26 protein-coding genes are annotated in these 20,477 nt (G+C 69.7%); 16 read left to right on the top strand and 10 right to left on the bottom strand.

What is annotated here, in order from left to right; genetic code table 11:
• The first annotated feature begins 12 nt into the window (after nucleotides 1-12).
• On the top strand, nucleotides 13-195 hold the full coding sequence (locus QO010_RS19305) for a hypothetical protein (RefSeq protein ID WP_307351899.1): 183 nt from the start codon (nucleotides 13-15) through the stop codon (nucleotides 193-195).
• Here the strand turns inward: QO010_RS19305 and QO010_RS19300 are convergent.
• Nucleotides 192-863, bottom strand: coding sequence for a DJ-1/PfpI family protein (locus QO010_RS19300; protein WP_307351898.1), 672 nt, complete (start codon nucleotides 861-863; stop codon nucleotides 192-194). The genes QO010_RS19305 and QO010_RS19300 overlap by 4 nt on opposite strands.
• Nucleotides 864-943: 80 nt before the next feature.
• Between QO010_RS19300 and QO010_RS19295 the strand changes: the two genes are divergently transcribed.
• Nucleotides 944-1,876, top strand: a complete 933-nt coding sequence (locus QO010_RS19295) for a GlxA family transcriptional regulator (protein WP_307351897.1) — start codon at nucleotides 944-946, stop codon at nucleotides 1,874-1,876.
• A gap of 8 nt (nucleotides 1,877-1,884) precedes the next feature.
• Nucleotides 1,885-2,355 (top strand): MaoC family dehydratase, encoded by a 471-nt coding sequence (locus tag QO010_RS19290; RefSeq protein ID WP_307351896.1) that lies wholly within the window; start codon nucleotides 1,885-1,887, stop codon nucleotides 2,353-2,355.
• Here QO010_RS19290 and QO010_RS19285 read toward each other — a convergent pair.
• The gene (locus QO010_RS19285; RefSeq protein ID WP_307351895.1) at nucleotides 2,352-2,924 is read right to left on the bottom strand and encodes a DUF1003 domain-containing protein; all 573 of its coding nucleotides are present in this window, start codon (nucleotides 2,922-2,924) and stop codon (nucleotides 2,352-2,354) included. The genes QO010_RS19290 and QO010_RS19285 overlap by 4 nt on opposite strands.
• Nucleotides 2,925-2,959: 35 nt before the next feature.
• Between QO010_RS19285 and QO010_RS19280 the strand changes: the two genes are divergently transcribed.
• A complete protein-coding gene (locus tag QO010_RS19280; RefSeq protein WP_307351894.1) occupies nucleotides 2,960-3,763 on the top strand; it encodes an SDR family oxidoreductase in 804 nt (267 codons plus the stop codon).
• Here QO010_RS19280 and QO010_RS19275 read toward each other — a convergent pair.
• Nucleotides 3,738-4,880 (bottom strand): cell wall hydrolase, encoded by a 1,143-nt coding sequence (locus QO010_RS19275; RefSeq protein WP_307351893.1) that lies wholly within the window; start codon nucleotides 4,878-4,880, stop codon nucleotides 3,738-3,740. The genes QO010_RS19280 and QO010_RS19275 overlap by 26 nt on opposite strands.
• Before the next feature lie 406 nt (nucleotides 4,881-5,286).
• On the opposite strand from QO010_RS19275, the gene QO010_RS19270 reads away from it, so the two are divergent.
• Nucleotides 5,287-5,733 carry a hypothetical protein gene (locus QO010_RS19270; RefSeq protein ID WP_307351892.1) on the top strand — a complete coding sequence of 149 codons (447 nt, stop codon included), beginning with the start codon at nucleotides 5,287-5,289 and terminating at the stop codon, nucleotides 5,731-5,733.
• A gap of 70 nt (nucleotides 5,734-5,803) precedes the next feature.
• On the top strand, nucleotides 5,804-7,339 hold the full coding sequence (locus QO010_RS19265; RefSeq protein WP_307351891.1) for a hypothetical protein: 1,536 nt from the start codon (nucleotides 5,804-5,806) through the stop codon (nucleotides 7,337-7,339).
• On the opposite strand, the gene QO010_RS19260 is transcribed toward QO010_RS19265, so the two are convergent.
• Nucleotides 7,336-8,052, bottom strand: coding sequence for a dienelactone hydrolase family protein (locus QO010_RS19260; RefSeq protein WP_307351890.1), 717 nt, complete (start codon nucleotides 8,050-8,052; stop codon nucleotides 7,336-7,338). The genes QO010_RS19265 and QO010_RS19260 overlap by 4 nt on opposite strands.
• A gap of 34 nt (nucleotides 8,053-8,086) precedes the next feature.
• On the opposite strand from QO010_RS19260, the gene QO010_RS19255 reads away from it, so the two are divergent.
• Nucleotides 8,087-8,737 carry an O-methyltransferase gene (locus tag QO010_RS19255; protein ID WP_307351888.1) on the top strand — a complete coding sequence of 217 codons (651 nt, stop codon included), beginning with the start codon at nucleotides 8,087-8,089 and terminating at the stop codon, nucleotides 8,735-8,737.
• Here QO010_RS19255 and QO010_RS19250 read toward each other — a convergent pair whose 3' ends face one another.
• The 3 genes from QO010_RS19250 to QO010_RS19240 are packed head-to-tail and all read right to left on the bottom strand — an operon-like array spanning nucleotide 8,738 to nucleotide 10,823.
• Nucleotides 8,738-9,412, bottom strand: coding sequence for a CPBP family intramembrane glutamic endopeptidase (locus tag QO010_RS19250; protein WP_307351886.1), 675 nt, complete (start codon nucleotides 9,410-9,412; stop codon nucleotides 8,738-8,740). It lies immediately after the preceding gene.
• Nucleotides 9,409-10,329 (bottom strand): SMP-30/gluconolactonase/LRE family protein, encoded by a 921-nt coding sequence (locus QO010_RS19245; protein WP_307351884.1) that lies wholly within the window; start codon nucleotides 10,327-10,329, stop codon nucleotides 9,409-9,411. Before QO010_RS19245 ends, QO010_RS19250 begins: the two co-directional genes overlap by 4 nt.
• Before the next feature lie 23 nt (nucleotides 10,330-10,352).
• A complete protein-coding gene (locus QO010_RS19240) occupies nucleotides 10,353-10,823 on the bottom strand; it encodes an NUDIX domain-containing protein (protein ID WP_307351882.1) in 471 nt (156 codons plus the stop codon).
• Nucleotides 10,824-11,067: 244 nt separating this feature from the next.
• Between QO010_RS19240 and QO010_RS19235 the strand changes: the two genes are divergently transcribed.
• From QO010_RS19235 to QO010_RS19210, 6 genes are all read left to right on the top strand, one after another.
• On the top strand, nucleotides 11,068-11,484 hold the full coding sequence (locus QO010_RS19235; RefSeq protein WP_307351880.1) for a dihydroneopterin aldolase: 417 nt from the start codon (nucleotides 11,068-11,070) through the stop codon (nucleotides 11,482-11,484).
• Entirely contained in the window at nucleotides 11,481-12,233 is a 753-nt protein-coding gene (locus tag QO010_RS19230) for an SDR family NAD(P)-dependent oxidoreductase (RefSeq protein WP_307351878.1), read from the top strand. The genes QO010_RS19235 and QO010_RS19230 overlap by 4 nt, the downstream gene beginning before the upstream one ends.
• A complete protein-coding gene (locus QO010_RS19225; RefSeq protein ID WP_307351876.1) occupies nucleotides 12,233-12,745 on the top strand; it encodes a 6-pyruvoyl trahydropterin synthase family protein in 513 nt (170 codons plus the stop codon). The genes QO010_RS19230 and QO010_RS19225 overlap by 1 nt, the downstream gene beginning before the upstream one ends.
• A gap of 3 nt (nucleotides 12,746-12,748) precedes the next feature.
• Nucleotides 12,749-13,303, top strand: coding sequence for a hypothetical protein (locus QO010_RS19220; RefSeq protein WP_307351874.1), 555 nt, complete (start codon nucleotides 12,749-12,751; stop codon nucleotides 13,301-13,303).
• A 412-nt stretch (nucleotides 13,304-13,715) separates the two neighbouring features.
• The gene (locus QO010_RS19215; protein WP_307351872.1) at nucleotides 13,716-14,138 is read left to right on the top strand and encodes a DUF4870 family protein; all 423 of its coding nucleotides are present in this window, start codon (nucleotides 13,716-13,718) and stop codon (nucleotides 14,136-14,138) included.
• Nucleotides 14,139-14,272: 134 nt separating this feature from the next.
• Nucleotides 14,273-15,238, top strand: a complete 966-nt coding sequence (locus tag QO010_RS19210) for a tetratricopeptide repeat protein (protein WP_307351870.1) — start codon at nucleotides 14,273-14,275, stop codon at nucleotides 15,236-15,238.
• On the opposite strand, the gene QO010_RS19205 is transcribed toward QO010_RS19210, so the two are convergent.
• Nucleotides 15,195-16,043 (bottom strand): CPBP family glutamic-type intramembrane protease, encoded by an 849-nt coding sequence (locus QO010_RS19205; protein WP_307351869.1) that lies wholly within the window; start codon nucleotides 16,041-16,043, stop codon nucleotides 15,195-15,197. The genes QO010_RS19210 and QO010_RS19205 overlap by 44 nt on opposite strands.
• 60 nt (nucleotides 16,044-16,103) lie before the next feature.
• Nucleotides 16,104-16,991 (bottom strand): branched-chain amino acid aminotransferase, encoded by an 888-nt coding sequence (locus tag QO010_RS19200; RefSeq protein ID WP_307351867.1) that lies wholly within the window; start codon nucleotides 16,989-16,991, stop codon nucleotides 16,104-16,106.
• Nucleotides 16,992-17,070: 79 nt separating this feature from the next.
• Here QO010_RS19200 and QO010_RS19195 point away from each other — a divergent pair, with 79 nt between their 5' ends.
• From QO010_RS19195 to QO010_RS19185, 3 genes are read left to right on the top strand one after another with little or no spacing between them, the layout of a single operon-like run.
• The gene (locus tag QO010_RS19195; RefSeq protein ID WP_307351865.1) at nucleotides 17,071-17,559 is read left to right on the top strand and encodes a MarR family winged helix-turn-helix transcriptional regulator; all 489 of its coding nucleotides are present in this window, start codon (nucleotides 17,071-17,073) and stop codon (nucleotides 17,557-17,559) included.
• Nucleotides 17,560-18,255: a response regulator gene (locus QO010_RS19190; RefSeq protein ID WP_307351863.1), complete on the top strand. Its 696-nt coding sequence runs from the start codon at nucleotides 17,560-17,562 to the stop codon at nucleotides 18,253-18,255.
• Between the two features lie 15 nt (nucleotides 18,256-18,270).
• Nucleotides 18,271-19,620, top strand: a complete 1,350-nt coding sequence (locus tag QO010_RS19185; RefSeq protein ID WP_307351862.1) for an ATP-binding protein — start codon at nucleotides 18,271-18,273, stop codon at nucleotides 19,618-19,620.
• Here QO010_RS19185 and proC read toward each other — a convergent pair.
• Nucleotides 19,617-20,381 carry a pyrroline-5-carboxylate reductase gene (proC, locus tag QO010_RS19180; protein ID WP_307352068.1) on the bottom strand — a complete coding sequence of 255 codons (765 nt, stop codon included), beginning with the start codon at nucleotides 20,379-20,381 and terminating at the stop codon, nucleotides 19,617-19,619. The genes QO010_RS19185 and proC overlap by 4 nt on opposite strands.
• Between the last annotated feature and the right edge of the window lie 96 nt (nucleotides 20,382-20,477).

Here is a 20,477-nt window from a genome sequence, read left to right as displayed (position 1 = left end):
AAGGAGGCCCCCATGTCGAAAGCCCCGCCCATTCCCCCGGAACAGCGCAGCTTCCGAGGCCAGCGTCCAACCATCGCGCACGACCATCAGCACGCCCAGGATGGCAATGCCGGGCAGAACCTGCGCGAGCAGGGCCGCCACGGCAATCTGCGCCAGAACGTCTCCGACGTGCAGCATAAGGTCCAGGACCGCTAAACCCTCGCCGCCACCTTCTCGGCCGCCGCCCGCCGCTCGGGCATGGCCTGGGCGAAGATGGCGTTGATCCGCGCCAGCACCTCTGGCGGGGCCGTCTCCGGCCGCCCGGATTGGAAGGGCGGGGCGGGGGCGTATTCCAGGCCCAGCTGGATGCCCTGGGCGATCTCCTCGCTCGCCAGTTCGGCGGCCAGGGTCAGGGCGAAGTCGATGCCCGCCGTCACGCCGCCGCCGGTGAAGATGTTGCCGTCGCGCACGACCCGGGCCGGATCGGGAATGGCTCCGAACAGGCTGAGCTGGTCGCGCCAGGCCCAGTGGCAGGCTGCCCGCCTGCCGGTCAGCAGCCCCGCCGCCGCCAGGATCAGCGAGCCGGTGCAGACCGAGGTGACGTATTTCGCCCCGGCCGCCAGCCGCTTGATCTGGGCCATGAAGGCGGCGTTCTGCATGGCCTCGGTCGTGCCGAACCCGCCCGGCACGCAGAGCACGTCGCAATGCTCGATGTCGGCCAGCCGCTCCAGGCCGGCGAAGGTCAGGCCGTCGGTGACGATGGGCTCGCCGCTTTCGCAGGCAACCCGCACTTTCGCCCCCGGCAGGCGGCAGAAGAACTGGTGCGGGCCGGTGAAGTCGAGTTGGGTGACGCCCGGATAGAGGGCGAAGACGATCTGGGTCATGGGGAGGCTCCGTCTGTTGACGCTGGATCATCCCCCAGATAGCGTCTGGCAGAAATGACATTGATCCCTCAATTAGCGCCATGACCCGCAGGATCGGCTTCCTGATCTTCCCGGACTTCCAGCTGCTCGATGCGGCGGGACCGATCGCGGTGTTCGAGATCGCCGGCCGCTACCAGCCTGGGGCCTACGACATCCAGGTGCTGGCGCGCGACGGCGGCGAGGTCGCCAGTTCCTCGGGCGTGAAGATGAGCGCCAAGCCCTTCGCCGAGGCCGGTCGGCTGGACACCCTCGTGGCGGTGGGTGGTGAGGGCACCCGCGGCCCGGCCATCTGCGAGGCGACTCTCGACTTCGTGCGCCAGGCGTCCGCGGACAGCCGCCGGACGGCCAGCGTCTGTTCGGGCGCCTACATCCTGGCCGCCGCCGGGTTGCTGGACGGCCGGCGGGCCACCACCCACTGGAATCGCACCGCCGATTTCGCCCGCCGCTATCCGGCCGTGAAGCTGGAGCCCGACCGTATCTTCGTGCGCGACGGCGAGGTGTGGACCAGCGCCGGCATCACCGCCGGCATCGACCTGAGCCTGGCCATGGTCGCCGCGGACCTGGGCGAAGACATCGCCCGCAAGACGGCCCAGCAGCTGGTGGTCTATCACCGCCGGCCGGGCGGCCAGTCGCAGTTCTCGGCCCTGCTGGAGCTGGAGACCGGCCGGTTCGACGACCTGCTGGCCTGGGCCCGCCAGAACCTCAAGGAGCCGCTCAGCGTCGAGCAGCTGGCCGAGCGCGTGGCCATGAGCCCGCGCAACTTCGCCCGGGCCTTCGCCGCCCGCACCGGCGTCACCCCGGCCAAGGCCATCGAGCGGCTGCGCATCGAGGCGGCCCGGGCCCTGCTGGACGGCCAGCCGCTGCAGGTCGAGGATGTCGCCCTGGAGTCCGGCTTCGGCGACGCCGAGCGCATGCGCCGGGCCTTCGTCCGCACCTTCGGCCAGCCGCCCCAGGCCTTCCGCCGCGCTTCTTAAGGTTTCTCATGCCCCTGCCGCCGGTCTACGAGACCCACCGCCTCGTCCCCGCCAAAGGCTTCGACGACCTCAAGGTCGGCGACCGCTATCCCCTGCCCTCCCGCACCCTGGGCGACGGCAATTTCGCGGCCTTCCAGGCTGTGAGCCTGGACAACCACCCGATCCACTATGACGCCGAATACTGCCAGGCCCTGGGCCATCCCGGCCCCCTGGCCCATGGCCTGCAGGTGCTGTGCTTCACCGCCGCCGGCGCCGGCCTCTTTCCGCATGAGATCGGCGACGCCCTGCTGGGCATGATCGAGGTCCGCGCCCGCATCCTGAAGAGCGCCTACCCGGGCGACACCCTGTATCCCGCCCTGGAGATCACCGAGCTGAAGCGCCAGCGCACCACGGGCGTCGTTACCATGGCCGCCAGCGTCATCAACCAGCGCGGCGAGGCCGTGCTGGAGGGCGAGCACGTCTATCTGCTGAAACTCTAGTCCTCGATCTTCGCCGACAGCCCGGCCACCTGCTGGCGCATCAGTTCCAGGGTCTCGTTCTGGCAGGTGACCATGTTGAGGATCTCGGTATCCCGCAGCCGGTCCAGCTTCTCGTGCAGCCGCATGATCTCCAGCTCGGCCCGCAGATTGACCAGGTAGTCGTGCTCGGCCGCCTGGCGGTCCTTGGTGGCCTGGCGGTTCTGGCTCATCATGATCACCGGGGCCTGGATGGCCGCCAGGGTCGAGAGCAGCAGGTTGAGGAAGATGAAGGGATAGGGGTCGAACGCCCTGTGCCAGAGGGTCAGGAACAGGTTGGAGCCGATCCATAGCGCCAGCACCGCCCCGAACCCGAAGATGAAGCCCCAGGAGCCGCCGATCGCCGCGACATGGTCGGCCAGCCGGTCCCAGTAGGTGCGGTCGTCGGTCTTCAACTGGGGATGCAGGCCCGTCGGCGCGCCGTCGGACATGACGTCGATGACGCTCTTCTTGATATCGTCCAGTTGGTCGTAGCCCACGCCCAGCAGTTGCTGGGACAAGGCGTCCTTGGAATGCTGGCCTTCGTCGCTCATCGCCCTATCCTTGCTTCCAGGGAGGCCATCATCTCATGTCCAGCGATTCCAGCCGCAAGGCCATTTTCATCACCGGCGCCGCCAGCGGCATCGGCCTGGCGGCGGCCAGGCGGTTCGCGGCGGAGGGCTGGTTCGTCGGTCTGGCCGACATCAACGCCGCCGGGCTGAAGGAGGCCCTGGCCGCCATCGGCAAGGACAACGGCTCGACCCATGCGCTGGACGTGCGCGACCGGGCCGGCTGGACCAAGGCGCTGGCCGCCTTCGCCAAGGCCTCGGGCGGGCGGCTGGACGTGCTGCTCAACAATGCCGGCATCGCCAGCTACGGCTTTCTGGAAGAGCAGGCCGACGACGAGGTCGAGCGCCAGATCGACATCAACATCAAGGGCGTGGTCAACGGCGCCCGGGCCGGACTGGAGCTGCTGAAGGCGACGCCGGGCTCGCGGCTGGTCAATGTGGCGTCCTGCGCGGGCCTCTATGGCGCGCCCAAGCTGGCGGTCTACTGCGCCACCAAATCGGCGGTGAAGGGCCTCTCCGAAGCGCTCGACATCGAGTTCGAGCGGTTCGGGGTCAAGGTCAGCTGCGTGATGCCCTGGTTCGTCGAGACTCCGATCCTGCAGGCCGGCGCCTCAGGCTCGAACATCAAGATGAGCGACACCATCCGCGAGGCGGGCCAGCCGGTCTACACCGTCGAGGAAGCGGCCGAGGTCATCTGGCGGGCGGCCCATGGCAAGGACCTGCACTACATCGTCGGCAAGGCCGGCAAGCAGCTGCGCTTCGCCGCGCGGTTCCTGCCAGGGCAGGTCCGCAAGCAGCTCAAGGCGATGGGGGAGCGGATTTGATCGGCGCGTCGACCGGCGGCGCCGGTTCGGCGTCGAGCTTGGGGGCGGAGGCCGGTTCGGCGGTGCGGCCCAGCGGGCCGCCGACGCCCGACGGCGGCGGGGCGCTGAGGACGGCGCTGGCCATCAGCACCTCGGGCGGGCCCGAGGTCTGGGCGCTGACCAGCAGGGTCGGCTGGGCGCCATAGACCGGCGCGTCGGCGGCGCTGGCGATCGACAGGGTCGGACGGCCGGTGAAGGCGCCCGGCGATCCCGAAGGGCCGCCGAAGCGATAGAAGATATGCAGCCCCACCTGGGCCACCCGCAACATGCGCGGGCCCCAGCCCGGCGAAACATTGATGGTGTGGAAGTTGGTGGCGTTGCCGACCTCGGTCATCACGTAGCCGTTGAGGGCGCGGGCGGCGACCCGCTCGGCCCGGGCCCAGGCGGCCGGCTCGCGCCGCTTCCGCATCGAGCCGTCGCAGGCGAAGCTGAACTGGCAGGCGCCACCGCTGTAGGCGCCCTGGAACACCACGCCGCAGACCGTCTTGGGGAAGGCCGGATGGCGGACTCGGTTGAGCACCACCTGGGCCACGGCCGCCTGGCCGGACGGGGTCTCGCCGCGAGCCTCGTAATAGACGGCGGCGGTCAGGCAATCGAGATCGCGCGAGGCTTCCAGAGCCCCGCTCAGGCGGAAGGGCGCGGCGGCCGGGTTGAACGGCCCGCCGAAGCTGGCGCGCAGCAGCACGCCGCCGGCGTCCGGCTTCTTTTCGGCGCGGCGCTCGAGGCGGGCGGCCAGCAGGGCGGCCTGGCGGTCACGTTGCGCCGAACCGGCGCTGGTGTAGGGGTCGTGGCGCTGGGCAACGAACAGGATGCCGGCGTCCATGCGGCCGGCGGCGGTCTTGAGGCTGGATTCCGAGAACCCGTCCTGGGCGGCGTCGGCCAGCCGGGCGATGCGGGCGTGCTGCGAGGCGGCCTGGGCCATGCCCCCGGCCAGATAGGCGCCGCCGACGATCAGGCCGACGGCCGTGCCGGTGAGGGCCGCGCCGATCAGCGCCTTCCATCCACCCTTCCGGGAAGGGGACAGTTTTGAGAATAGCGGTTCACGCGCGCTGACGCGCGTTTGCGAAGGCTCGAACAAGGATCGTGTCCTGTGCGGCGAGGGCGGATCGCCCCCCGACATGCGCCTCGAAATGCCCCCCAAATACGCACGCCTGGAGCTCTTCGAAACGGGGGTCCGACCGGTTCACGAAATGGCCGAAATCCCACTTATGCCGGGGTTTATGGCGCCAACGGTATCGATTCGCAAGCAATTGCTGCAATGCAGCATGAATTAACCACGGCCGGCCGGCTAGCCGATTGAGACTCCTGACTCTTCTCTCGCCGGGAATCCGTCGTTCGGCCAACCTGTGGGCTTGCTGCGCCGCAACCGTCGATCGCCTCCTGGGCGATCCCGCCCTCGCCTCTCGCACGAGACCGTTGTCAGGCCCTCCGCTTGGAGTCACATTTCCACTCAAGGCCCGCGCGACCGGGCGATGGAGGGGAAGATGAAGCGGACCCTGATGACGGCCCTGGCGGCCGGGCTGGCCCTCTCGGCGGCGGTTCCCGCCATGGCCGGCGATCTGATCTTCCCGGGTGGCACCGGGCTGACCGAGCGGCTGGCCGGCCAGAGCTACTGGTCGACCCAGGCGCAATGCGCCGGCCTGTTCGGCGCCACCAGCAACTATCTCGCCGAGAAGGGCGACGCCGCCGGGGCCGAGATGGCCAAGGCCAGGGCTCTGGGCTTCGCCGAGGACGCCATCAAGCGGGTGATGAAGGATCGCGGCCTCAAGCGGCCCGACGCGCTGCAGGTCGTGCAGCCGGCCATCCTGGCGGGCCGCAATTCGGGCCTGCAGGCGCTGGCCGAACAGGGCATGAACGACAATTCCAAATGGAACTACGCCCGCAGCGCCTGCCTGGACGTCGCCGACATCTATCAGTCGGCCAGCCGCTAGCCTGCGGGCCCGACCTTGTCGCCATGATCGGGGCGTGATCTCTTCCTGCTGATCAAGTGGGGGGAGTTTCGTGCGTCCAATCATGCTTCTGATGCTGGCCGCCGTAGCGGTCAGCAGCGCATCCGCGACCGTCGCGGCCAGTTCGCGGCCGCCGATGAACCCGGCCGTGCCGCGCAAGGCGCCCAGCAATTTCGAGGAGGCCATCGACCGGGCCGACCAGGCTGTTCGCGCCAAGGACTGGCCCGGCGTGTACCAGGCCCTCAGGCCACTGCTGAACACCGACGAGCTGGCCGCCCAGACGGGAGAGCGCCGCCACGCCATCCTGCTGATGTTCGCGACCGCCGCCCTGGTCACCAACCATGCCGACGAGGCCCTGGCCCAGATCAAGATCGCCTCGACCATGCCGCAGGCCGAGGGCCATACTTGGTTCATCCGCATGTACGCCGCCGCGGTCCTGGACGACGGCGCCGAGGCGCTGGCCAGCCTGGCCAGGCTGGCTGATCTTTCGCCCGACGAAGCGCGGGCCCTGCCGCATGACATGGTGCTGGGCATTCACGAACTGGTTTCGCGAATGGATAAGCCGAGCGAGGCCCTGGCCCAGTTCGACGGCATCCTGTTCCGGCTGGGCTGGCAGTCCGACTCGGCGCTTTCCGAACCCGATTTCCTGTGGACCGAATACGCCGGCATCCTGCTGGACCGCGGCGACGTCGCCGGCGCCCGGACAGTGGTGGCAAGGGTCTCCTCGCCCGAGCAGATCATCGAGATGCGCGCCGACCGCCGCTTCGATCCTGTGGTCCGGCGCGGCGACCCGGCTTTCGACCCGCGCCGGGCGGCCCTGGCCCAGCTCGCGAAGTTGACCCAGGCCGCCAAGGCCTCGCCCGACAAGCTGGAACCGCTGCTGGGCCAGGTTGGCGAAATGCGGCGGCTGGGTCAGTTCGACGCCGCCCAGGCCCTGATCGAGGCGGCGATCGCCAGGGTCAAGGCCAAGGGCGACAAGGCCTATGCCGACTTCGAGGACCAGAGCAACTGGCTCTACGACATCCAGGCCCGCCTCCTGATGGACGCCGGCCGGGTCGACGAGGCCCTGGCCATCCAGGCCAGGGGGGCCCAGGTCCAGGAGAACGGCGACGACAACACCAGCCAGGTGCTCAATCTCGGCGACCAGTATGTCAGCCTGGGCCGGCCCAAGGAGGCCCTGGCGGCCATCGCCAAGGTGGGCGGCATGAGCGGCTATGGCCAGATGGTGCGGCTCTATGTCGAAGGCTGCGCCCAGGCCCAGCTGGGCAATACCGCCAAGGTGCAGGCCAATATCGCCGAGATGCGCAAGCTGTGGCCGGTCAACGCCGACGCCCTGCAGGATCTGCTGGTCTGTTCCGGCGACCTCGACGGCGCCGCCCAGGTGCTGATCCGCCGCCTGGCCGATCCGCAGGAACGCACCGACACGCTCGCCGACCTGCAGGACTTCCACGACCGCGGCTTTACCCCGCCCTTCGCCAAGGTGATGGGCGAGCGGCTCGAGACCATCCTGGCCCGGCCCGACGTCCAGGCCGCCATCGCCGAGGTCGGCCGGATCGAGACCTACGACCTCTGGCCGCGCGATACCTAGGCGAAAGCCTCGTCGAACAGGTCGATCATCGCCCGCCAGGCGCGCTGGTCGGCGCTCTTGTTATAGGCGAACCCGGCCCGGCCCAGCTGGTCGACCAGCGGATTGGTGAAGCTGTGGCCCGCGCCGCCATAAAGCAGCAGCCGCCAGTCGACGCCGCCGGCGGTCATCTCCTTTTCGAAGTCCAGCCGCTGCTGGGGCGGGATGATCGGATCATCGGCGCCGATCTGCACCAGGACCTTCCCCTTGATGTTGCCCGCGTCCTGCGGCCGGGCCGTGCCCAGGCCCGAATGGAAGCCGACCACCGCCTTGAGATCCTCGCCCTGCCGGGCCAGCTCCAGCGAGGTCGTGCCGCCGAAGCAGTAGCCGATGGCCGCCAGCCGGCCCGTGTCCACGCCAGGCTGGGCCTTCAGCACGCCCAGCGCCGCCGTCGCCCGGGCCCGGATGCCGGTCGGATCGGCCATCCAGGCCATGATCCGCTTCATGGCCTCGCCCATGTCGGTCAGGGCCTGGCCGCCGCCGTGATAGTCCATGGCGAAGGCGACATAGCCCGCCTCGGCCAGCCGTTTGGCGATATCGCGAGCGTGATCGTTGAGACCGGGTCCCTCATGGCAGACCAGAATGCCGGGAACCTTGCCGGTCAGATTGTCCGGCGTGGCCAGGGTCCCGATCATCGAGGCCCCGTCGGCTTCATAGGCGATATCTGTTGTTTTCATCTGGCTCTCCCTGGACCCAAGCCTAGAATGGGCCATGCCCCAGACACAATGGACCGCCGTCGACGACTACCTGTGTGAGGCCCTTGTCCCGCAGGACGAAGCCCTGACCGCCGCCCTGGCCGCCAGCGACGCGGCCGGCCTGCCCCGCATCGCCGTGGCCCCCAACCAGGGCAGGCTGCTCTATCTGCTGGCCCTGTCGGTCGGGGCGCGGCGGATCCTGGAGGTCGGAACGCTGGGCGGCTATTCGACCATCTGGCTGGCCCGGGCCCTGCCCGCCGACGGCCGGCTGGTCAGCCTGGAGATCGACGCCAGGCACGCCGAGGTGGCCAGGGCCAACCTCGCCCATGCCGGCCTTGCCGAGCGCGCCGAGGTGCGGGTCGGGCCGGCGCTCGACCTGCTGGACGCCGTCGAGGGGCCGCTGGATTTCAGCTTCATCGACGCCGACAAGCAGAACAACGCCGGCTATTTCGACCATGCCCTGCGGCTGACCCGGCCGGGCGGGCTGATCGTGGTCGACAATGTCGTGCGGCACGGCGCGGTGATCGATCCGGACGGTGACAGCGCCGTGCAGGGCGTGCGGCGGCTGATGGAACGCTTGGCCGCCGAGCCGCGCGTCGAGGCGACCGCCATCCAGACGGTCGGCTCCAAGGGCTGGGACGGGCTGATGCTGGCGCGGGTGAAATAGTTAGTCAGCGGGCTTGGAGTATTTCGACTTGCCCATGGCGAAGCGGATGAAGGCCACCGTGTCGTAGAGGCCGTGGCAGACGATGACGCTCCACAGATTGTAGCCGCTGAGCACGAACAGCAGCCCAAACAGCATCGACAGCTGGACGATGATCAAGGCCGCTCTTGGGCCCTGGTAGAGGTGGATAACCCCCGCGCCCAGGGCCGCGACGACGATGGCCAAGCCGTTGGCCGCCGGCCCGACCAGCCAGGGGGCGGCGCCCGCCTCCACCGCTCGCAGCACCAGGCCGCGGAACACCAACTCCTCCAGGAAGCCGCCCAGCAGCCAGGCGACCGCGATGCCGATCGCCAGCTTGGCCCGCGACTGCTGGATCGCCTTGAAGGCCCCCAGCGTGGGCGGCGCGGCGATCAGGGCGCTGGCGAGGCGGTCGGCGAGCGGGCTCAGCGCCAGCATCAGCAGCAGCCAGGCCAGGGTGAGGCCCGCGATCCAGATGGACGGCGCCGTCAGGCCAAGCCCATCCAGGCTGGTCCAGCCAAGCCACAGGCCGCCCAGGGCATAGAGGCCGGCCAGGGCCAGCCCGCCGACCAGCACCGGCGTCGAGCGGCGGAACCGCACCACCACCGCCAGCAGCCAGAGGGCGATCCCGACCAGCGCCCAGAGCTGGAAGGGGCTCATCGCTGGTGGATCAGCGCCAGCCCCGCCACCGGACTGCGCCCCTTGACGACATAGCCGGCCCGGATCGAGCCGATATAGAGGTCCTTCAGGTCCGCCCCGCCCCAGGTGACATTGGTCGGATGGTTCACGGTCTCGCCCGACGGATCGTGGATCACCGTCTCCACCGCGCCGGCCGGGGTGATGGCCACCACCTTGTTGTCGGCCGGCAGACAGACCCAGAGGTTGCCCTCGGCGTCCATGCCGACGCCATCGGTGTAGCCGAGGTCCGGGTGGCCGTCCTTGTCCGAAAGCCGGCCCAGCACCGGGCCGTAGCGCTTGCCCGGACCCAGCGGGCCGCCGGGCCGGATGGGAAAGCGCATGACGTCCGCCCCGCTGGTCTGGGCGCAGTAGAGCCAAGCCTCGTCGGCCGACAGCGCCATGCCGTTGGGAAACTTCAGCCCCTCGGCCTCGATGCTGCTCGAGCCATCCGGCCGCAGCACGAAGATGAAGCCGTCGGTGCGGCCATCCAGCGCCTGGGGCCAGGTCTCGGCATGGGTAGAGTTGGCGCACCAGATGTTGCCGTCGCGGTCCATGACCGGATAGTTGGCCGAGGTCAGGCGTTTTCCGCCCACCTCTGTCAGCAGGTTTTCGTGCTTTCCCGTAGCCGGATCGAACCGCTGCAGCGGCCCCTCCTGCCTGTCATAGATGCCGAAGTTGGCGATCAGCACCCGGCCCTGCGGATCCATATTGATACCGTTGGGCGCCCCGCCCTGCGGTCCCATCCGCGTGAAGCTGCCGTCCGGGTGGATCTCGGCGACCGCGCACTGGTGGTCGGAGGCGAAGATCCGCCCGTCCTTGCCCACCACCACGTCCTCGGGCCGGTCGATGCCGACGGCGATCTTCTGGAAGCTCGCGGTGGCGATGGGCGTCAGCGGCATGGCGTTTCCCCGGAATGTTTCGCCTACCAGAGCACATCCGCGTCGGCCTCGCCAAACACCTCGGCCAGCCGCCGGCGGTGGCCGGGCTTGAGGGTCTCGGGCAGGGCGTCCAGGGCGAACCAGCCGATCTGGTGGATCTCGCCCTTCTGGGTCGGCGGGCAGGGCTCCCAGCCCTCGACCAGATAGACCAGCACATGGTCGCCCCTGTGATAGGTATCGTTCGAATGGATCGAGACCAGCCGGGCCCGGCCGGTCAGCCGCACGCCCGCCTCTTCGACCAGCTCGCGGGCCAGGGATTCCTCGGCGCTCTCGCCCCGCTCCACCCCGCCGCCCGGCAGGAACCAGCCGTGGGTGTAGGTGTGCTCGATCAGCAGAACCCGTCCCTCAGCGTCCCGCACGATACCGCGCACGCCCAGCGTCAGGCCCCGGCTCAGCTTGAACCAGGCGAAGATCAGCGGGCGAAGAATGGGTTCGACACGGCGGCGCCAGAGCATGAACGGCAATCTACCGCGCCGCACCCTTGCCGGTCGCCCCTCATCTCGCTAAAGCCGGGGCGAAATCTTCGGAGTCGCCCCCATGGTCGCCATCGGCGTTATTGTCATCTTCCTGGGCGTGATCTGCGCCCTGAACTTTTTCGAGTTCCACAGCGTCGACTGATCTGCCTTCGAAGGCGACCCGGGACAGCGGGCGGCTTTCACCTTGGGACGCCGGGACGACCGGCCCGTTTCGTGAGCCCGCATGACCCAATTTACGCCCCCTGCTCTCTCAACCGATTGGCGCGGCTGGTCCGACCACCAGCGCATCCTCATCGAGGACGCCGAAATCTTCGTGCGCTGCGGCCTGCACGACTGGGAGCGCGACCCCGATCAGCCCAACCGCCTGCTGGTCACCGTCGAGCTGTGGACCACCGCCCGGTTCGATCCGGCCCAGCCTCGCGCCTTCGTCGATTATGACCGGGTGCGCAAGCACCTGCTGACCTGGCCGCGGCGCGACCACATCGACCTCCTCGAAACCCTGGTCGCCGAGCTGGTCGAGTTCAGCTTCGAGGACCCGCTGGTCGAGGCCTGCCGCGTGCGCATCGTCAAGCCGGACATCTTCCCCGAGGCCGCCGCCGCCGGGGTCGAATGGTTCCGCCATCGGCCGAGAGCCGAGTGACTTCCTCAGCCAAAAAGGTAGCCCTGATCACCGGCGCGGCCCGGCGCATCGGCGCGCGGCTGGCGCGGGAGTGCGCGGCCATGGGCTATGCGGTGGCCATCCACTATCGCGGCGGCGAGGCCGAGGCCCGCGCCCTGGCCGCCGAGCTAGGCCCCGACTGCGACGTCTTCCAGGCCGAGCTGACGAAGCCCGGCGCTCCGGCCGCCCTGGTCGCGGCGGTGCGGGCGCGGTTCGGGCGGCTGGACCTGCTGGTCAACAACGCCTCGACCTTCAGCTACGACACCGTGCAGACCGCGACCGAGGCCTCCTGGCGCGCCGCCGTCGACAGCAACCTGACCGCCCCGATCTTCCTGATCCAGGCCTTCGCGGCGGACGGCAATGAAGGCCTGGTGGTCAATCTGCTGGACCAGAAGGTCCATTTCCCCAATCCGGACTACTTCTCCTACACGGCCGGCAAGGTGGCCCTGGCCGGCCTGACCCAGACCCTGACCATGGCCCTGGCGCCCCGGGTGCGGGTTTGCGGCATCGCGCCCGGCGCCACCCTGCCCAGCGACGACCTGCCCGCCGAAGCCCTGCCCAAGGCCGGCGCCGCCACGCCCATGGGCGTCACGTCCAGCCCCGACGACCTGGCGCGCGCCCTGCGCTTTATCGTCGAGACCCCTTCCTTTGCCGGCCAGATCCTGACCGTCGACGGCGCCGAGAGCCTGGTTGGCCGGCCCCGCGACGTGGCCTTCGACGAGACCTTGTGATGGTGCGACTAGAGTTTTCCCGCCGTTATTCCATGGCCCACCGCCTGCTGAGCGATCCCAGCGGCAAGTGCCTGACCCCGCATGGCCATGACGAGCTGGTCAGCGTCACCCTGCGGCCGCTCCAGCCGATGGATTTCGGCGGCTCGAACATGACCGCCGCCTTCGAGCACGCCAAGGGCCGCTGGCACGGCTGGATCGACAATGCCGTCGACCACGCCTTCCAGCTCAGCCTGGCCGATCCGCTGCTGGGCTATTTCCGTGAGCATGAACCCGACCGCCTGCCCCGGATCATGACCTTCGACGGCGATCCGACCACCGAGGCCCTGGCCATCGGCTTCCTGCGCAAACTCACAGCTTTCCTGGAAGCGGACGGCCTCTTCGCCGCCGAGGCCGTGCGGGTGCAGGAAACCCCGACCAACGCCTGCAGCCTGACAGCCGCCGACCTCGCGAGCATCGACTGGTCCCCCGGCGCCTGGGCCCGGCGGGCCGACGACAGCCTGAACGACCTCTAGCCGATGGCGCCGCCGGAGCCCTTGTTCACCCACTGGGCGCGCCTCGCCCCGCTGCAGCCGGAGACCAGCTGGACCCTGGACGGCGACATGCTGATCGAGCGGCGCGGCCGGATCGAGCGGCCCCTGCCGCTCAGCACGTTGAGGCGGCTGCGCCTGTCGGTGGCCCCCGGCGGCCGGGGGCGGGTGGCCTGGCTGACCTTTGCCGCCGCCCGGGCGACCATCCCCTCGCATGGCCTGCGCGGCTCGAATGGCGCGGCCAGCTTCGCGCCGCTGATCCGCGCCATCGCCGCCGTCGCCGCCGACGCCGCGCCTGGCGCCCGCTTCACCACCACCGCCTTCGCCCAGCGCGAGTTGCTGACCCTGACCGCCGGCCTGCTGGGCCTGGGGATCGGGGCGCTGCTGCTGGCCTCGCTGGCCGCCGGCATGGCGGGCCTGGGCATAGCCCTGGCCGCCCGCCTCTCGTTCGGCCTGATCCTGATCTTCGCCGTCACGCCATGGCTTGGCCGCGACGGCGGCGCCTTCGATCCACGACATATCCCCCCCGGTCTTCTGGGCTAGGGGGTTTCCCGGCCAGGATGAGCCACGAAAGTGGGCGCGCCTCCAAACTCCGCCCCCGTAGGGGGCGGACGACCGCGCCAGAGCGCGGTCAGGTGGGGGTCTTCGGGCAGGGGCATTGATCGGCTGAGATTGATCTCGGACGTATTGCCAGACTTCTGGACGCGGCCGGTGAAGCACGGCCCTGACCACCACCCTGGGTCGAACACCCCCACCGGGCCGGCCACGGGCGCGCTCGATGCGCGCCTCGGGCGGGCCGTCCGCCCCCTACGGAGGCGGAGTTGAAGCGCTCTGATCCAAGCCCGCCGGGAAACGCCCAGAAGCCTGCCGGGTTGATAATCGTTCATGACGCGAGCTTCACTTGCCGCGCCTCGCCGCCCGCGCGAAAATGGGCTTCCGATCTGGAGACGATCCGATGACCGAGACCAGCGACCCCGTGGCCGCTCCCGCCACGCCCAGCGCCGCCACGCATGAAGAGCGCGTGCTGCCGGCCGTGGCCTATATCCTCTACCTGATTGGCCTGACCCATGGGGTGACGGTGCTGTTCGGCCTGCTGATCGCCTATTTCAACCGGGCCGACGCCAGCCCCAAGATGCAGACCCACTACACCTTCATCATCCGGACCTTCTGGCTGAGCATCGGCTGGTTCCTGATCGGCCTGGCGCTGATCATCTTCGGCCTGCCCCTGATGCTGGTGCTGATCGGCTTCCCGATGATCGCCGTCGGCGTCACCATCTGCGGCTCGGTGATCGCCTGGAGCGCCGTCCGCTGCGTGCTGGGCGGCTACTATCTGCTCAAGGACGAGGCCTATCCCCGGCCGCAATCCTGGCTGTTCTGAAGGCGCCCGACCCGCTTTCCGCCCAAGAATCGAACGCCTCGCCCCTCGACCCTCTCCTGAGGGGCGAGCAGTTTTGACCCCGCCCCATCGCGCCCGGACCGTGTTCTCCACGGACGGTCGGAGGGGACACGGACATGATCGCGCGGATAGTCGGCCTGTTGCTGGGCCTGGGGTTGGCGGCCCTGGGCTGGGCCATTCTTCAGCCGACCGGCCTGGTGGGCGCCTATCTGCCGCCGCTGCCGCTGGGCGCCTTCGAGCCCGAGCGCATGGTCGTGGGCGGGGCCGCCATCCTGCTGGGCGTGGTGGTGTTCATCGCCGGCCTGATGCCCAAGGGCCCCGGCGGCGGCGGCCGTAAAAAAAAAGCTAGGTCCAGCCAGTATGTAGTCGACTTCGGAGCGGCCGACCCCGCGCCGGCGGCTGATCCGCATGGGGCGGAGGCCGTGCTGGCGCCCGAAGCCGCCGAGCCGGTAGCCCCCGCCGTGCCGCCGCCAAGACCCGAGCCCGCTGTGTCGGGCAGCTTCGTCGCCCTGCGCGCCGAGCTGCACGACCTGGCCCGCCGGGAAGATTGGCTGCAAGCCGCCGCCCTCGCGCGGCGGCTTCCCGCATTAGCGGCTGACGATCACGAGCGGCTGCTGGCCGCCATCGACCTGGGGGACCTGGTCCGGGCCCAGGGCCGGCTGGACGAGGCGCAGGAAGCCTATGACGAGGCCGCCGGCCACGGCCGCGCCCTGCTGGTCGCCGCCCCCACCGATCCCCGCTCGGCCGGCGCCCTGGCCAGCGCCCTGACCGGGGTGGGCGATATCGCTTCGGACGAGGGCCGGCTGGACGCCGCCCTGGAGGCCTATGAGGAGGTCGTCGCCCTGCGCCGCCAGGTGGTCGCCGCCTCGTCCGCCCCCGGCGACCGGCGCGCCCTCTCCCTGGCGCTCGAACGGCTGGCCGACGCCCGCGAGGACCGCGGCCACCGGGTCCGGGCCCTGACCCTCTACAAGGAAAGCTTCGATATCGCCGGCGCCCTGGCCGCCGCCGACCCGGCCGCCTATGGCGCCGACCTCGCCGTCACCCGCGAGCGTCTGGCCGAGCTGGAATCCCGGCTGGCCTGACCAGCATCCGCCGTCGATCCAGAACAACCACCGTCAGGGCGACCATCGCCATCGCGGCCGCCTCTGGCGGGCGGGCCAGCAGGGCGGCCACCGCGCCCATGCCGTTGATCACGAAATGCGGGACCATGCCGGCGACCAGCACATTGCCGTTGGCGCGCAGGAACAGCCAGGTCATCAGCACCGAGAGCGCCAGGGTGTCGAGCGCCCACCAGCCGAAACCGCTGATCGAGGCGCCCATCACGCCGGAGATGAAGAAGGCCGGCACATGCCAGAGAACCCAGAACAGGCCGATGACCAGCGCCGCGATGAAGGCGCTGGTCCGCTCGAGCAAGCGCGGCAGCGCATAGCCGCGCCAGCCCAGCTCCTCGCCCAGGGGGCCGGTATTGGCGACGATCTGGGCCGTGCCGAACAGCACCATGGGCAGCGCCACGAAGATCATTCGCGGCGTTACCGGCCAGGGGCCAAAGCCCAGCAGCGGCAGGGCGGTGAGCGCCAGGGCGATCGCCGGAATGAACAGGGCCGCGACGACCAGCCAGCGGAGCTGAAACGGGACCAACAGCCGCCCGAACAGGACCTTCAGGCCTGCCCAGCCCTGCAGCGCTATTGTCAGGATCACCGCCGCGAGCGTCGGGGCCCATCCAGCCACGTAGAACAGGGGATGATGGGGTCCGAGCGGGCCCAGGATCGGCTCGAGCTGGGACTTCAGCAGCAGGGCGACACCGCCCGCGCCCCAGGAGATGACGAAGGTCAGGATGAAGAACAGCCAGACCTCCCGGCGAGGCCGCACCCTGCTTTCCTCGGTCATCGCCCCCTCCGGCCCGGCCACAGGCAGGCGCGGCGGTGAGCCGCGTCCGCCCTTTTCAGCCTAGGCGTTCACCAGTTCGCCGCGCACCAGCTTGGCATAGTCATCCATCAGCGCCAGCGAGATATTGCCCGGCTGATAGCGGTGCTCGCCGATTTCCGACACCGGGGTGACCTCGGCGGCGGTGCCGACCAGGAAGACCTCCGAGAAGGTCCCCAGCTCTTCACCCGGGATGTGCCGCTCCACCACCTCGAAGCCCTTTTCCCGGGCCAGGCGGATCACCGTGCGGCGGGTGATGCCGTCCAGGAAGCAGTCGGGGGTGGGGGTGTGGATCACCCCGTCGCGGATCAGGAAGATGTTGGCGCCGGTCGACTCGGCGATATAGCCGCGCCAATCCAGCATCAGGGCGTCGGCATAGCCGTCGCGCTCGGCCGCGTGCTTGCTGATCGTGCAGATCATGTAGAGGCCCACCGCCTTGGACGCCGTCGGCGCCGTCTCGGGCGAGGGGCGCTTGTAGAGGGCGTGGGTCAAGCGGATGCCCTTACGCTTCTGCTCCGCGGGGAAGTAGTCGGGCCAGGACCACACGGCGATGGCCACGTGGATCTTGGTCTGCTGGGCCGAGACGCCGATCTGCTCGGTCCCCCGCCAGGCGATGGGACGAAGGTAACAGTCTGTGAAGCCGTTCTTGGCGCAGGTCGCCTTGCAGGCCTCGTCGATCTCGGCCACCGTGAAGGGGATCTTGAAGTCGAGGATTTCCGCCGATTTGAACAGCCGCTCGGTATGGGCCGTCAGCTCGAAGATGGTCCCGTTATACATCCGCTCGCCCTCGAACACCGCCGAGGCATAGTGGAGCGCATGGGTCAGTACGTGCACCTTCGCTTCGCGCCAGGGCACGAATTGCCCGTCAAGCCAGATCCAGCCGTCACGATCGTCGAAGGGAACCAGAGACATCGGGTTTATTTCTCCTAGCTACGTTCAACCCCTCAATGGCCCCCTCCTGGGGCCCGGTCAAACGAATTGCCGCTCTAGCATGAATACCACCGCCGATCCTCGCCTGATCCTGCGCGAAGACGAATTGGACCTCGGATTGGAGCTTCTGCTCCTGGCCGAGGCGGCGCTGTGGGCGGCGGTGGACACCGCCTTGGAGGCCGAGGCCAAGGGGTTGGGCCGGCCGCACTGGCGCGCCGCCTTCCTGCTGCGCCGCCGGCCGGGGGTGGGGGTGCGCGAGCTGGCGAAGCTCACCGGCTACTCCAAGCAGGCCGCCAGCCGCACCCTGGCCGAGCTCGAAAAGGCCGGCCTGGTCGCCAAGACCGCCGCGGAACTGGACGCCCGCCGCCGGCCGGCCAGCCTAACCGCCGAGGGCGAGGCCTTCGAGAACCGGGTCAGCGAGCGGCTGCGCATCCTGCTGGCCCGGGCCTATCGCGACGGCGGCCTTGACGGGGTCGGGGCGGCGCGGCGCATCCTGGCCTCGCTGGCCGGCCCGCGCCTCACCGTCGGCCAGCGTCGGGAGGACAGCTGAATGAACGCCAAGCCCGACCGCCACCTGCTGGTCGTCGACGACGACGACCGCATCAGGAACCTGCTGAAGGAATTCCTGACCCGCGCCGGCTTCCGCGTCACCGTCGCCCCGCATGGCGAGGCGGCCGGGCGGCTGATGCAGACCCTGGACTTCGACCTGCTGGTGCTGGACGTGATGATGCCCGGCGAGGACGGTTTCGCCTTCACCCGCAGAGTCCGCAGCCAGGCCGGCGAGGCCGGCCGCACCCCCATCCTGATGCTGACCGCCAAGGGCGAGGGCGGCGACCGCATCGAGGGCCTGACCGCCGGCGCCGACGACTATCTGCCCAAGCCCTTCGAGCCGCAGGAACTGCTGCTGCGCATCGAGGCCATCCTGCGCAGGGCCGGTCCCCGCGACACCGGCCCCCAGGTGCTGACCATGGGCCGCTGCGCGTTCGACTCCGGCCGGGGCGAGCTCACGCGCGATGGCGCCCCCATCCGGCTGACCGAGGCCGAGGTCGAACTGCTGCGCACCCTGGCCCGGGCCGCCAACGCCCCGGTCGACCGCTGGGAGCTGGCCCGGGACACCGCCGACGCCAGCGGCCGGGCCGTCGATGTCCAGGTCACCCGCCTGAGGCGGAAGATCGAGGACGATCCGAAAAATCCGCGCTATCTTCAGACCGTCCGGGGCGTCGGCTACCGTCTGGCGCCGGACTAGGACTTGGCGCCACAGATGTCGCTGCCGCGACGATTGAAAATCTTCATCCCCCGCCAGATCAAGCGGTGGCTGCCCACCTCGCTGTTCGGCCGCTCGCTGCTGATCATCATCCTGCCGGTGGCCATCATGCAGGTGGCGGTGACCTGGGTGTTCTTCGACGCCCATTGGCAGACCGTCACCAGCCGCCTCTCCGACGGCCTGGCCGGCGACATCGCCTGGGTCGCCGACGAGTATCAGGCCGATCCCAGCAAACCGGCGGTCGCGCGCCTGGCCAAGCGGGCCGAGGATTCGCTGGGCCTTTCCATCGACGTCTGGCGCAAGGCCTTGCCGGCCAACCGTCACCCCTCGCTGTTCGCCCGGGTCGACCGCACCCTGGACAAGGCGCTGGGCGAGCATCTCGACAACCCCTACTGGTTCAGCACCACCCGCTACCCGGCCTATGTCGACATCCGGGTGCAGATGAAGGACGGCGCGCTGCTGCGGATCATCGCCAACCGCGAGCGCGCCTACGCCACCCAGGGCCACATCTTCGTGCTGTGGCTGGCCATCGCCACCTTCCTGCTGACCGCCATCGCCGTGCTGTTCATCCGCAACCAGGTCCGGGCCATCGAGCGCCTGGCCAGCGCCGCCGACGCCTTCGGGCGGGGCGACGACCAGCCCGACTTCAAGCCCTATGGCGCGCGCGAGGTGCGGCAGGCGGCCCAGGCCTTCCTGGCCATGAAGTCCCGCATCCAGCGCCATATCGACCAGCGCACCGCCCTGCTGGCCTCGGTCAGCCACGACCTGCGCACCCCCCTGACCCGTCTGAAGCTCGAACTGGCCCTGGCCGAGCCCTCGCGCCGCATCGAGGACATGAAACGCGACCTCTCCGAAATGGAGCACATGATCGACGAATACCTCGCCTTCGCCCGCGGCGAGGGCGGCGAGGCGGTCGAGCTGGTGCGGTTGGCCGGACTGATCGAGGAGGTGGTCGAGGGCGCCGTCCGCGCCGGCGGCAAGGTCACCCTGACCGCCGACCCCTCGCTGTCGGTCAGCGTGCGGCCCAATGCCCTGAAACGCGCCCTGGCCAACCTGGTGATGAACGCCGCCGTGCATGGCGAGCATGTCGAGGTCAGCGTCCGCACCACCCCGGCCGGCGGCGTCGAGATCCTCATCGACGACGACGGCCCAGGCATCGCGCCCGAGCACTATGAGGACGCCTTCAAGCCGTTCAACCGGCTGGATGAGTCGCGCAACCAGAACGAAAAGGGCGTCGGCCTTGGCTTGGCCATCGCGCGAGACGTGGCGCGGGGGCATGGCGGGGATTTGACGCTGGACCGGGCGCCGCTGGGCGGGCTGCGCGCGATCATCCGGTTGCCGGGCTAGCCCAGCTCCCTCGACCGCCTCACCGCCGCCGCCACCGCATCCGTCATCAAGGGCCCCAGCGGTGGGGTCAGCACCTCCAGCGCCGCCTGGGTGGTGCCGCCCGGCGAGGTGACCTGGCGGCGCAGTTCGGCGGGGTCCTCGTCGCTCCGGGCCATCAGGGCCGCCGAGCCGATCACCATCGAACGGGCCATGTCGCTGGCCGCTTCCGCCGTCAGTCCGGCCTCAAGGCCGGCGGCGGCCAGGGCCTCGACGAAGGCGTAGAGATAGGCCGGGCCCGAGCCGGCGACCGCCGTCGCCGCATGCATCAGGTCCTCGCTTTCCAGCGGCACGACCTTGGCCACCGGCGCGAACATCGCCTCGGCCCGGGCGCGGGCCTCGGGATCGGGGGCGTAGAGGCTGGCCACGCCCTGGTTGATGGCCACGGCGGTGTTGGGCATCACCCGCGCCACCCGCCGGCCGCCGAAGGCCTGGGCGATATCGTTCAGACCCACCCCGGCGGCGATGGAGACGATGACGGCGTCGGGGGCGAGATGCGGAGCGATGGCGGCGGCGGCGCGCCAGAGCTGCGGCTTGACGGCCAGCAGCACGGTTTTGGCCTGGGCGAGGCCCGCGTCATCAGGCTGAGCCAATACAGCCGCTTCCGGTCCGGGATGGGGATCGCGGACCATCAGGTCAGCGTCTTTGAAGGTTCCCGCGCTCCGCCAGCCAGAAATCAGCGCCCCGCCCATGCGACCCGCGCCCAGCAGCAGGATGGGAGTCAGGCTGGCCATAGGCTTTCCTTTTATCCGCTCATCCCCGCGAAAGCGGGGACCCAGGTGTTTTGAGCGCAGGCTCGGCGCCTCCGACACTGTTTCCAG

Source organism: Caulobacter ginsengisoli (genome assembly GCF_030814835.1).
Lineage (GTDB): Bacteria > Pseudomonadota > Alphaproteobacteria > Caulobacterales > Caulobacteraceae > Caulobacter > Caulobacter ginsengisoli.
This window is presented reverse-complemented; position numbering and strand designations above follow the sequence as displayed.